The 12,633-nt window shown below is 37.4% G+C and carries 12 protein-coding genes; 9 read left to right on the top strand and 3 right to left on the bottom strand.

The features are described from left to right. Positions 1 to 542: 542 nt before the first annotated feature. Positions 543 to 893 (bottom strand): histidine triad nucleotide-binding protein, encoded by a 351-nt coding sequence (locus ACIR131C_RS0105210; RefSeq protein ID WP_028084856.1) that lies wholly within the window; start codon positions 891 to 893, stop codon positions 543 to 545. A gap of 100 nt (positions 894 to 993) precedes the next feature. On the opposite strand from ACIR131C_RS0105210, the gene ACIR131C_RS0105215 reads away from it, so the two are divergent. Continuing rightward, entirely contained in the window at positions 994 to 1,896 is a 903-nt protein-coding gene (locus tag ACIR131C_RS0105215; protein WP_028089345.1) for an RpnC/YadD family protein, read from the top strand. A gap of 254 nt (positions 1,897 to 2,150) precedes the next feature. On the opposite strand, the gene ACIR131C_RS23855 is transcribed toward ACIR131C_RS0105215, so the two are convergent. Together ACIR131C_RS23855 and ACIR131C_RS21960 are read right to left on the bottom strand one after the other, a co-directional pair. Beyond that, complete coding sequence (locus ACIR131C_RS23855; protein ID WP_081677160.1) at positions 2,151 to 3,200, bottom strand: HNH endonuclease; 1,050 nt, start codon at positions 3,198 to 3,200, stop codon at positions 2,151 to 2,153. A 94-nt stretch (positions 3,201 to 3,294) separates the two neighbouring features. Continuing rightward, positions 3,295 to 3,537: a hypothetical protein gene (locus ACIR131C_RS21960; protein WP_231395394.1), complete on the bottom strand. Its 243-nt coding sequence runs from the start codon at positions 3,535 to 3,537 to the stop codon at positions 3,295 to 3,297. A gap of 120 nt (positions 3,538 to 3,657) precedes the next feature. On the opposite strand from ACIR131C_RS21960, the gene ACIR131C_RS0105230 reads away from it, so the two are divergent. The 8 genes from ACIR131C_RS0105230 to ACIR131C_RS0105265 all read left to right on the top strand — a co-directional run bounded on the left by ACIR131C_RS0105230 (position 3,658) and on the right by ACIR131C_RS0105265 (position 12,508). Then, positions 3,658 to 5,190 carry a YifB family Mg chelatase-like AAA ATPase gene (locus ACIR131C_RS0105230; protein WP_028089346.1) on the top strand — a complete coding sequence of 511 codons (1,533 nt, stop codon included), beginning with the start codon at positions 3,658 to 3,660 and terminating at the stop codon, positions 5,188 to 5,190. 15 nt (positions 5,191 to 5,205) lie between these two features. Further along, positions 5,206 to 5,997: a nucleoside phosphorylase gene (locus tag ACIR131C_RS0105235; RefSeq protein ID WP_028089347.1), complete on the top strand. Its 792-nt coding sequence runs from the start codon at positions 5,206 to 5,208 to the stop codon at positions 5,995 to 5,997. Between the two features lie 26 nt (positions 5,998 to 6,023). Beyond that, positions 6,024 to 7,274 (top strand): competence/damage-inducible protein A, encoded by a 1,251-nt coding sequence (locus tag ACIR131C_RS0105240; protein WP_028089348.1) that lies wholly within the window; start codon positions 6,024 to 6,026, stop codon positions 7,272 to 7,274. Between the two features lie 217 nt (positions 7,275 to 7,491). Then, entirely contained in the window at positions 7,492 to 8,622 is a 1,131-nt protein-coding gene (locus ACIR131C_RS0105245; protein WP_028089349.1) for a M14 family metallopeptidase, read from the top strand. A 26-nt stretch (positions 8,623 to 8,648) separates the two neighbouring features. Beyond that, on the top strand, positions 8,649 to 9,221 hold the full coding sequence (locus ACIR131C_RS0105250) for a GNAT family N-acetyltransferase (RefSeq protein ID WP_028089350.1): 573 nt from the start codon (positions 8,649 to 8,651) through the stop codon (positions 9,219 to 9,221). 38 nt (positions 9,222 to 9,259) lie between these two features. Next, on the top strand, positions 9,260 to 10,453 hold the full coding sequence (locus ACIR131C_RS0105255) for an NAD(P)/FAD-dependent oxidoreductase (protein WP_028089351.1): 1,194 nt from the start codon (positions 9,260 to 9,262) through the stop codon (positions 10,451 to 10,453). A 292-nt stretch (positions 10,454 to 10,745) separates the two neighbouring features. Further along, a complete protein-coding gene (locus ACIR131C_RS0105260; protein WP_028089352.1) occupies positions 10,746 to 11,399 on the top strand; it encodes an HAD-IA family hydrolase in 654 nt (217 codons plus the stop codon). Positions 11,400 to 11,695: 296 nt separating this feature from the next. Beyond that, complete coding sequence (locus ACIR131C_RS0105265; protein WP_028089353.1) at positions 11,696 to 12,508, top strand: carbon-nitrogen hydrolase family protein; 813 nt, start codon at positions 11,696 to 11,698, stop codon at positions 12,506 to 12,508. Positions 12,509 to 12,633: the final 125 nt, after the last annotated feature.

Genomic DNA, 12,633 nt, shown 5'->3' on the forward strand with positions numbered 1-12,633 from the left:
GTCCCATACGTTAGCGCTTTGGCGCTGCTGTAATGTTGTGGTCATGTGTTTATAATGGCGTTTGAGTTATGTATGTTTTGGTAGGTGTTTCTACCTCATGAATTTATATTAAGCCTTATGTTTCAATTTGTAAAGATATTTAAAGTAAGTATTAGTTATGAAAATCATTAGTTTTTCTGATATGATGAAATTTACAGCAGCTATTGTCATAATTGGGCGGGCAGGATGCCCACCCCACAGAAGTTTTGGACTATTTTTAGAAGTTTTCCTAAAATGATGGAATTTACAGCAGCTATTGTCATAATTGGGCGGGCAGGATGCCCACCCCACAGAAGTTCTGGACTATTTTAGAAGTTTTCGTAAAATGATGGAATTTACAGGAGTTATTGTCATAATTGGGCGGGCAGGATGCCCACCCCACAGAAGTTTTGGACTATTTTAGAAGTTTTCCTAAAATAATGGGATTTACAGCAGCTATTGTCATAATTGGGCGGGCAGGATGCCCACCCCACAGGAGTTTTGGACTATTTTGGATGTAAAAATCAACCAGGAGGCCAAGACATAGAACGACCGCCTAGTATATGTATATGGAGATGATGGACTGTTTGACCGCCATCAACACCAGTATTCATAACTACTCGATAACCGTTTTCTAGTCCGGCTTGTGCTGCCACCTTTTGCACTATTAATAGAAGATGTCCCAAGAGAGCTTGATCTTCAGGTTCAGCAGTGGCTAGGTTAACTATGGGTTTTTTGGGGATAACAAGGATGTGAACTGGTGCTTGGGGGTTAACATCTGTAAAGGCCAGGGCTAAATCGTCTTCATAAACAATATGCGCGGGAATTTCTTTACGAATGATTTTACTGAAAATCGTTTCTGTGTTCTGACTCATGCAGTTTTACTTACTCATCTGCTCAAGATTTTAAGCGATGGTTAGAATAGACGATCAAAAGTTAAGCTGTTATTTAGTCAGTGCATCTATTTATAGCTCTATGTCCAAACCTGCTGATGTTAGTACCAAACGCTTAATTAGCCTCGCACCCAACAATTGGGTTAAATGGGTAACACAAATCCCGGATGTGGTTGCTGGGGAAATTCTCAATTCTGAGTTTCAATGGATTAGTAGAGAAAGTGATGTACTTATCCGCGCTAAAAGTAAAGAGTACGGAAATTTTCTGGTTCTCAATGAATTACAATTGCGATATAAACCAGAAATGCCGCGAAGAATGCGAGCTTATACAGGATTAGCTGAAGAAAAATATAAATTACCCATATATCCTGTATTAATTAACATTCTAAAGACAGGTGATGCTGAAATCCCAACCCGATATGAGTCTAATCTTGCGGGGTTAAAAGTGCGTCAAGATTACCGTGTAATTAACCTGTGGGAAGTAGATGTTAAAATTGCCTTAGAACGACCTTTAACGTCTCTATTGCCTTTTGTACCGATTCTCAAAGGTGGTGAAGATGAATCTATAATTCGGGAAGCATTGCGTTTATTGCAAGCTGATGAACAATTAAATCAATTAGAAACAGTTCTCGCTTTTTTTGCTACGTTTGTGTTAGATAGTTCCTTAGTTCAAGAAATTATGAGGTGGGATATGACAGTTTTACGGGAATCACCTTGGTATCAGGAAATATTGCAACAAGGAATGCAACAGGGAATGCAACAGGGAATGCAACAGGGAATGCAACAAGGTGAACAACAAGGAGAAAGAAAAGACAGACTCTCTAGCATTGAGTTATGTTTAGAAGTAAAATTTGGCAATGAAGGATTAAAATTCATGCCGAAAATATCAGAAATATCTGATCTTGAGACGCTAAAAACAATTCAACGCTCGATTCTCACCGTTGACAGGTTAGAGGAGTTAAGACTTGTGATAGAAAATTTGTGATAGTTAGTTGTAGCTTTGTAAATTACTTTGTAACAGAATTAGGTTAAAAATATCTAAAGTTTATATTTATTTTACCTAATTCTGTGTCTCCCTGCCTATTTGTTGAGCATTGACCGTTTGATCATCCACAATTGCTCTTGCAAATTGGGAATTACCTTGATAATAAATAGAAACTTTACCTCTAGAAATTAACTAATTAATGACTTTATCTTTATCCTCAAGTCTGGCTTGATATTGTGCCTCTATGGATGATTTTATTTTGATTTTGTCCATTGACATTCTGTATAGTGTTTTGCTAATGCCTTTTCATCAGGTATATCAGTCTGGTTTTCAGGAAGTGTAATTTCCTTTTGAAAAAATTCCTGATATTGTGTTTGCATTAATTTAGGTGCAATTAAAACTTGCTTAGTTTTTGGATCAAGAGTAATTAGCCTCAGATCAAATAGAGTATGCAGATCGGATCTTAACAATAATCCATTAGAAGTAACATTTGTTTGTTCTCCAAAATAGGGAGTAATGTGTGCTGCTTCTAAAGCTTCTTCTACATTACAACCAGAAATAACACATTTACCTTTGTAGGCTTGGAGAAGTTTTTGCCGAAATTGAGATTGTCCTTGACGACGAACTATAGATGTTAAAATTCGCTCTCTTGCGTCTTCTAAATTGATAGCGTTAGAAAAATCTTGATCAAGTTCCTGCTGAATTGTATTTAGTTTTGTGGTGTCTGAATTGCAATGCTGTTGGATTAAATTTTCTACTTCTTGACGAAACTCTAAAATCTTTTTTTGTTGGCTATCTGCATACCAAATATTTGACTGTCCTATACCACCTTCAACTTGTTTTCCTCTGGGAACTTGTAGGGTTCTTTTCTCAAAAGGTAAGCATACACAACCTTCTGATTTTGCTGTAACACGATAACCAAAATTGGTATTTTTAAAAATTCTATTAGAGTTAGGCGGTGCTTCCTGATAATTTCGATAAACAGTTGAATTTTCATACCAACCTATCACCCAAGTACCACCTTTCTCTGGATTTTTTGCTACCCAAACAGATAAAATATCATCAACTAAATCTTGTTTTGGTGCATTTAACCTGTCAATGTTGATTTGACGTTCTAAATAGTTACCTGTACCGCTAGGTTGAACATAACCATACATACAATCATTGAACGTTAGAAAATTAAAAATTTCATGGCCATACTCATTTTGCTCAATAAAGTTGCCACCGTTTTTAGGCGCGTCTTCCCTAGTCACTCCTTGATAATATTTCATCCAAGCGATATTAAAAAAAATTATTTTTCTCATATTTAGAATATCCTAACTAAAAGTTATACAATTTCGCAGCATAATATTATCTAAACCCAGTTGCAGCGAAGGTAAAAGAGTCAATTTAATAAACTCACCTAACCGATATTTTTGCTGTTTCTGCAAAAGGACAAATTGGACTGGTGCGCGGTATAAACCAGGGAAGTTCACCATGAATAATAGCAATACCCAGTTTAATTGCCAGTTTACCACCAACGACTTCACGTGGTCCAGTTGGTTCGATGTCAATCACTTCTCCCTGTGCAAGTTCATAGCGGGGGTTGTTACCATAGATAAATTCTCCACAGGTTAATAATTTTGTTGATGCTTGAACCATAAGCCATCTGTATCTTTATGTGCTATTGTTATATTAACAATCTTATTAAGTGATTTCACCCATTGTTAATTTACCTAAAAATCTGCTTTGATATTGATAAAGTTTATTGATATGTAAAAAATGCTGGCTAGAGTTTGGAGTGCATCTATTGTTGGAATTGACGCGGTTAAGGTGGGAGTGGAAGTTGATGTTTCTGGGGGTTTACCGGGAATTGTGATTTTAGGTTTACCAGATTCAGCCATTCAAGAATCTAAAGAACGAGTAAAAGCCACCTTAAAAAATGCCGGTTTTGCCTTTCCCATGCGGAAAATTGTCATTAACCTAACTCCGGCGGATTTACGAAAGGAAGGACCTGCTTTTGATTTACCAATTAGTATAGGAATTTTAGCAGCTTCTGAACAGGTTAACGCTGATTTGTTAGGAGATTTTTTATTCTTAGGAGAAGTTTCTTTAGATGGTAGTTTGCGTCCTGTTGCTGGTGTTTTACCTATTGCTGCAACGGCAAAAAAAATGGGAATTTCCGGTATTATTGTTCCCGTTGATAATGCTCAAGAGGCGGCTGTTGTTGAAGGTTTATCAGTTTATGGTTGCCAACATATTGCTGATGTAGTAGACTTATTAAATCATCCCAAAAATTACAAACCTGTACAGTTTAAGCAAAGCCTAGAAATCTCCTCAGAAACATCTTTAAATTTAGCAGATTTACAAGATGTCAAAGGACAAGCTCATGCTAGAAGAGCCTTAGAAATTGCCGCAGCCGGAGGACATAATTTGATTTTTGTTGGACCACCTGGAAGTGGAAAAACAATGTTAGCGAGGCGCTTATCGGGAATTTTACCACCTTTAAGTTTTTCCGAATCCTTAGAAGTTACACGCATTCATTCTGTAGCTGGATTATTAAAAAATCGTGGTTCTTTAGTAAAAGATCGTCCTTTTAGAAGTCCCCACCATTCTGCCTCTGGTCCTTCCTTAGTTGGTGGTGGTACTTTTCCCCGTCCTGGTGAAATTTCATTATCCCATAGAGGTGTACTTTTTCTAGATGAATTAACCGAATTTAAAAGAGACGTTTTAGAGTTTTTACGTCAACCTTTAGAAGATGGTTATGTGACAATTTCTAGAACTAAGCAATCTGTCACTTTTCCCGCTCAATTTACATTAGTAGCTAGTACAAATCCCTGTCCTTGTGGTTATTATGGTGATACAATTCAAGCCTGTACTTGTTCACCTCGACAACGAGAACAATACTGGGCAAAATTGTCTGGACCATTAATGGATAGAATTGATTTACAAGTCGCAGTAAATCGTTTGAAACCAGAGGAAATAACCCAACAACCAACAGGAGAAACATCAAAATCTGTAGCCCAAAGAGTCGAAAAAGCCAGAGAACTTTCTCTAATTCGCTTTCAAGAAGAAGGAAATTTACAATGTAATGCCCAAATGCAAAGTCGTCATCTGCAAAAATGGTGTAAATTAGATGATCCTAGTCGTAATTTATTAGAAGCTGCAATTAGGAAATTAGGTTTATCCGCAAGAGCAAGCGATCGCATTTTAAAAGTAGCACGCACTATAGCAGATTTAGCAGGAGATGAAAATCTTAAACCCCACCATGTAGCAGAAGCAATTCAATATCGGACAATTGATAGAATGCAGTAAAAAACCTCCAAAAATATGGATAATAAAATGCTATATCATATCGGTTTTAGCCAAGAAGATTTAGGCAAATTTCCTCCCGAAATTGCTTTATTATCAGGTGATCCCCAGCGGGCTAATTTCATCGCCCAAACCTATTTACAGGACGTACGTATATTATCAGAAAATCGTGGACTCCATAGCTATTTAGGCTATTTACCCAATGGAAAAAAGATTTTATCTGCTACTAGTGGAATGGGTGCGCCTTCCTTGAGTATTGTAGTTAATGAATTAGTGCAAGTAGGTATTCGACAAATAATTCGTATTGGTACTTGTGGCTCAATTCAACCCCATATATCCGTAGGGAGTATTGTTATTAGTAAGGGGGCTTTGTGTCGTCAAGGAGCAGCTAATGATATCGCACCTGTAGAGTATCCAGCCATAGCAGATCCTTTCTTGACCGTGGCTTTAGTCAAAGCAGCACAAGAATTAAAAATTGAGCATCATTTGGGAATTACCGCCTCAGTTGATACCTTTTATGAAGGACAAGAACGGACTAATTCAGCTAATCCCTATTTAATACGTTCTCTTGAGAGAATTACTGAAGAATATCGCCGATTAAATATTTTCAATTATGAAATGGAATCGGGAATGTTATTTAAAATGGCAGGTGTATATAATTTTGTGGCGGCGGCTGTTTGTGCTGTCATTGCTCAACGTACCATGTCAGAAAATATTATCTTATCAACAAAGGATTTAGCTATCAACAATGCAATTTTAACCGCCATTCACGCCGCTACAAATTTCCAGTTAGATCAAATACTTACTTAAGTTTATTCACATCATCAAGAACTATCATGAGTGCAGAAATTATTTGTGTTGGTACAGAAATGCTACTAGGAGATATTCTGAATAGCAACGCCCAATATCTTGCTCAAGAATTAGCAAAACTAGGCATTCCCCACTACTATCAAACAGTAGTAGGGGATAATCCAGATAGACTCAAGCAAGTTATCGAAATTGCTGCTTCTAGAGTGCAAATTCTCATTTTTACAGGTGGTTTAGGACCGACACCCGATGATCTCACCTGTGAAACTATCGCTGATTTTTTTGGCGCTCCTTTAGTAGAACGAGCCGATATCGTCGAAGATATAGCAGAGAAATTTGCTCAACGGGGACGAGTCATGTCTCCCAATAATCGCAAACAGGCCTTAATTCCCCAAGGTGCGGAAATTCTACCTAACCCCACTGGCACAGCACCTGGTATTATTTGGCAACCTCACACTGGATTAACTATTTTTACATTCCCCGGTGTTCCCAGTGAAATGTATCGAATGTGGTCAGAAACAGCCGTACCTTTTCTTAAAAGTCAAGGTTGGGGAAAAGAAATTATTTACAGCCGCAGTTTAAGGTTTTGGGGCATTGGAGAATCAGCTTTAGCCGAAAAAGTGGCTGCTTACTTTGACCTAACTAATCCCACAGTAGCGCCCTATGCAGGCAAGGGAGAAGTCAGATTAAGAATTTCCGCTAAAGCCACCGACCCAACAGCAGCCCAGGCTTTAATTGTACCAGTGGAAAAACAACTGATAGAAATTGCTGGCTTAGATTATTACGGTGCTGATGATGACACTTTGGCTTCCGTAGTTGGTAATTTGTTACGGTCTTCCCAGGAAACACTATCAGTAGCAGAATCTTGCACTGGTGGCGGACTAGGGCAAATGTTAACAGAAATTCCTGGTAGTTCTGATTACTTTTGGGGTGGTGTAATTGCTTATGATAATTCAGTAAAAGTTGGATTATTAGGAGTCAACCCAGAAGATTTAGATAAATTTGGCGCTGTGAGTGCGACTGTAGCCGAACAAATGGCTATTGGTATTAAAAATCGTCTTTCAACTACTTGGGGGTTAAGTATTACGGGAATTGCTGGACCGACTGGAGGGACAGAAGACAAACCAGTGGGTTTAGTATACATCGGGTTAGCAGGTCCTGGAGATCAAGTCATAAGTTTTGAACATCGTTTGGGAGCGATTCGCGGACGCTCTTTAATTCGTTATGTTAGTGCCAATGCGTCTTTAGACAATTTACGACGGCGGTTATTGACAAGATAGGTTTTGTCTAGGTTCACTCACCCCTTCAGCATTTAAACTGGGTCAAAATATAAAATTAATAGGACTTACGCAAGATTCATGAAATAACGAACCACTCCAGGCACAGAGGTCACGGAGAAATTAGGATTTGAGAGATATTTTGCGTAAGTCCTGATTAAATCTGAAGGGGTGTTGACATAATTAAAATAAGTTTTTTAGCGACTATTGGATTTTATTTATGATTCCCATTGTTTCCACAATTCCTCTTTTTCAACTTGCTTCTGGTGACTTTCTTTCTCTCCAGATATATAAGTTTTTTGGTGCTAAATCAGGTAAAAAGGTATATATACAATCTAATTTACATGGTGCAGAAATTGTCGGTAATGCTGTTATTTATCAACTTATTGATTTCTTAATCACACTAGACAATACTCAGCTAATAGGAGAAATTTGGCTTGTTCCTGTTTGTAATCCTTTGGCTGTTAACCAGCGAAATCATCACTTTTCCACTGGTAGATTCAATATTTATGATAGTAAAAATTGGAATAGAATTTTTTGGGATTATGAAAAAGAACATGATCATATAGAAGAATTTGCCTGTACTCAAATTGATTTAGATATAGATACTATTAAGTCTAATTTCTTTCAAAAAATTAAATCTAGTTTTGATAGTCTTTTAGAAACAATAAATTCCCCTAGTAGTGTACAACTAACTGATAAATATCGCTATAAGTTGCAATCTCTTTATTTAGATGCAGACTACGTAATTGATTTACATAGTCACACTGGAGAAGGAATAGAATATCTTTATTGTTTCCGAAATCGAGAAGATAGTGCTAAGTTATTTCTCCTTGATTATGGTATTCTATTTGATGAATATGATGGTGATGCTTTTGATGAATCATTTATCAAACCTTGGTTGGCTTTAGAGGATGCTTTGTTAAAATTAACCGGCAAAAAAATCAGATTTGATATAGAAGCATGGACTTTAGAATTAGGAACTGGAATGCAAATGAATCCAGATTCAGTATCTAAAGGAGTGCGCGGAATTAAAAATTATTTAACTCAAAAAGGCATTTTAGAAATACAGGCTTTAACCCAACCAGAAACTAAATCCCATCAAATCAGTTTTCGTTCACTCAGTCAAATTAAAAAATACTGGAGTCCTGTAGGAGGAATGATTTTATCTAAAGCTAAATTAGGTACTTTAGTTAATCAGGGAGATTTATTATATGAGGTTCTCACTTTCAATAAAATCGCTGAATTACCCGCAACTATTCATATTTATGCCGAGAAAACAGGGTTGGTTTATGATATATCAATAAATAACTCTGTTAATGAAGGAGAATTTGTACTAGCGACTATGTAGTTTATAATGAGAAGTATTTAATTTTCATGTTAATCACCAAAGACCAAATTACTATTCGTCCCATGAAAGATGATATCTATGATTACCAATTAATGGAAAAATGGCGTAGTGATGAAAAAGTATTACAATTTTATGGTGGTAGAGATGATCCTTTTGATTTAGAAAAAGTTATCGCAACCTATCAAACTAGAATTAAAGGAGAAGAACCTTTAATTCCCTGTATTTTCTCATATCAAAATTTGCAAATTGGCTATTTACAATATTATGATTTAAATAAATTATCAGAAAATATTAAACAAATGTATTGTCTAGAAAACACTAATAATGTTTATGGTATTGACTTATTTATTGGTGAAACTCAATATTGGAATCAGGGAATTGGTACAAAAGTCCTTTTATCTGCTATAAATTATCTTTTTAATCGCCTAAAAGCTGCTAAAATCGTTATTGATCCTAATGTGAAAAATTTCCGCGCTATTCGCTGTTATGAAAAATGTGGTTTTGTCAAAGTCAAGCTTTTATCAGGTCATCATCTACATGAAGGTAAATATCAGGATTGTTGGCTAATGGCAAGAGAACGCAATAAATCGTTACACTAAAATAAATATCTGACTGGAATTTAGTTGCTAAAAAAATTATGACTCAATCAACTACAAAAATTTGTATACTCGGTGGTGGCTTTGGTGGCCTCTATACCGCGCTACGCTTAAGCCAATTACCCTGGGAATCTACACCAAAACCTGAAATTATTTTAGTAGATCAAAGCGATCGCTTTGTCTTTTCTCCCCTACTTTACGAACTCCTGACCAGAGAACTCCAAACTTGGGAAATAGCCCCACCTTACTCTGAATTACTCGAAGGAACAGGTATTCAATTTTACCAATCCACTGTTTCCGCCATAGATATTAACCAGCAAACAGTCCAATTAGCAAATCAATCAGAACTCAATTATGACCGCTTAGTATTAGCATTAGGTGGCGAAACCCTTTTAGATTTAGTTCCTGGTGCTACTGACAATGCCTACCCATTCCGTACTATTACTGATGCTTACCGATTGGAAGAACGGCTGCGAATTTTAGAAGCAAAAAACCTAGAAAAAATTCGTGTCGCCATAGTTGGTGGGGGTTACAGTGGGGTAGAATTAGCTTGTAAATTAGCAGATAGAATTGGCCAAAAGGGACGTTTTCGCCTGATTGAAATCGGTGATCAAATTTTACGAACTTCTCCAGAATTTAACCGTGAAGCCGCTAAAAAAGCCTTAGATAGCAAAGGCGTATTTATTGACTTAGAAACCAAAGTAGTCGCCATTGAGAAAAATAGTATCTCTTTGGAGTATAAAAGTCAAGTAGACACCATTCCCGTAGATTTGGTAATTTGGACAATAGGAACAAAGGTTTCCCCAGTGGTGAAAAGTTTACCCCTCAAGCAAAATCAGCGCGGACAAATTACCACCACACCCCAATTACAAGTTCTGGAACATCCTGAAATCTTCGCGTTAGGAGATTTAGCAGACTGTCTCGACGCAGAAGGAAAACAAGTCCCCGCAACAGCCCAAGTTGCATTTCAACAAGCCGATTATACCGCCTGGAACATTTGGGCTACTATTACCAATCGTCCTCTTCTTCCCTTCCGCTATCAACCCTTAGGTGAAATGATGGCTTTGGGAGTAGATAACGCCACCCTGACAGGTTTAGGTGTGCAATTAGACGGTTCTTTTGCGTATTTAGCCCGTCGTCTCGCTTATCTGTATCGTTTACCTACATTAAATCATCAGTTGAAAGTCGGTTTTAATTGGTTATTTAGCCCTATAATACAAGCCATTTATCGCTAATAAATTCATATCCCCAACTTCTCAAAAGTTGGAGATATGAAACAAATTCAGATATGATTGCTGTGTATTTGGCCACGACCGAGAACTTAAGTAGGTGAACGAAAAAAACCGACACAAGTAACGAAAAGTAAAGTCGCCCAAAACCTGTTCCCTGTAACCTATTCCCTATAACCTGTTCCCTGTAACCTATTCCCTGTAACCTATTCCCTATAACCTGTTCCCTGTTCCCTGTTCCCTGTTCCCTTGTCATAACGACAATTTTTAACGCCAATCTACTTAGATATTAATTGTTATGAAAAAACCCAAAGTTATTTTTCTAGATGCTGTAGGTACATTGTTTGGTGTTAAAACTAGTATAGGTGAAATTTACGGACAAATCGCCCAGGAATTTGGTGTGGAAGTTTCCGCCCAAATTTTAGATCAAAACTTTATTAAAAGCTTTAAGGCCGCACCACCACCTATATTTCCTAACACAGATATTAAAGATATTCCCCAACGCGAATATGATTGGTGGCGCATTATTGCTTTAAATACTTTTGAAGGTGCGGGTGTTCTCAAAGATTTTACTGATTTTTCCGCTTTTTTTAGTGAACTTTATATTCACTTTGGTACTCCTGAACCTTGGTATGTTTATCCTGATGTTCTCTTAGCTTTAATGAACTGGCGACACTTAGGGGTTGAATTAGGTGTTTTATCTAATTTTGATTCTCGTTTATATTTAGTATTACAAGGTTTGGGTCTAAAAGAATATTTCACCTCTGTCACCATTTCTACTCAAGTCCACGCAGCTAAACCAGATCCAGAAATTTTTAAAATCGCTTTAAAAAAGCACAATTGTTCCCCGGAAGACGCATGGCACATTGGCGACAGTATCAGGGATGACTATCAAGGTGCTAAAGCAGCAGGAATGAGAGGGATTTGGATTAACCGTAATCCCAGTCTGTAATACTATCTGGCATAATATCCAGCTTTGAGTTTGCTGTCACTAATAATAAAAAATATCATCTGTGAACTAGATTTTAAACCATTGGGTGAATGCGGAGGATAGGTGTTGTAAATTGTTCAAACTAATATGATAATAAAGATGATATAAAGATATGAGTAGAGAGGCACAAAAAACCACAGTATCTAAAAAATACAATTTACCCCATCCTCTTCCCTCTTGTCATAACGACAATTTTTGACGCTAACCTACTTATTGAATATCTGTATTGTTTCAATCTACCGTTTGTTCTTGAATCTATGAAGTCTTATTTAGCCGCCGCTATTCAAATGACCAGTGTACCGGATTTACAAAAAAATTTGGACCAAGCAGAAGAATTAATTGATCTGGCCGTGCGTCAAGGTGCGGAATTGGTGGGTTTACCAGAAAATTTCTCTTTTATGGGTGAAGAAAAAGATAAAATAGCACAAGGAAGTGCGATCGCCCAAGCCACGGAAACATTTCTTCACCAAATGGCACAACGTTTTCAAGTTACCATTCTCGGCGGCGGCTTCCCTATCCCTGTAAATGGTAATGGTAAGGTCTATAATACAGCTTTACTTGTCAGTCCTAACGGTCAAGAACTCGCCCGTTACCAAAAAGTACACCTATTTGATGTCAATGTCCCTGATGGTAACACTTATCAAGAATCAAGTACCGTCAAAGCTGGACAACAATTACCTTCTGTCTATTCTTCCCCTGATTTGGGCAAAATTGGCCTGTCTATTTGTTATGATGTCCGTTTCCCTGAATTATATCGCCATTTATCCAGTCATGGTGCAGATATCTTATTTATACCCGCTGCTTTTACGGCTTTTACAGGGAAAGACCATTGGCAAGTATTATTACAATCTAGGGCAATAGAAAATACCTGCTATGTGATCGCCCCCGCTCAAACTGGTACTAATTATCACCGTCGCCAAACCCATGGACACGCTATGATTATAGACCCCTGGGGTGTAATTTTAGCAGATGCCGGCGAAAAACCGGGAATAGCGATCGCCGAAATTAAACCTACTCGATTAGAACAAGTACGCAGACAAATGCCATCTTTACAACATCGCGTATTTTAATGTAGTGCGGGCATCTTGCCCGCGATCATTTCTAGACAGGACTTACGCAAAATATCCCTCCCCAGAAATGTTGAATGTCGTTACAAAACTTTACATATTTAAGTATAGTAGTATTATCAAGGGTA

The organism is Dolichospermum circinale AWQC131C (assembly GCF_000426905.1).
Taxonomy (GTDB): Bacteria; Cyanobacteriota; Cyanobacteriia; order Cyanobacteriales; family Nostocaceae; genus Dolichospermum; species Dolichospermum circinale.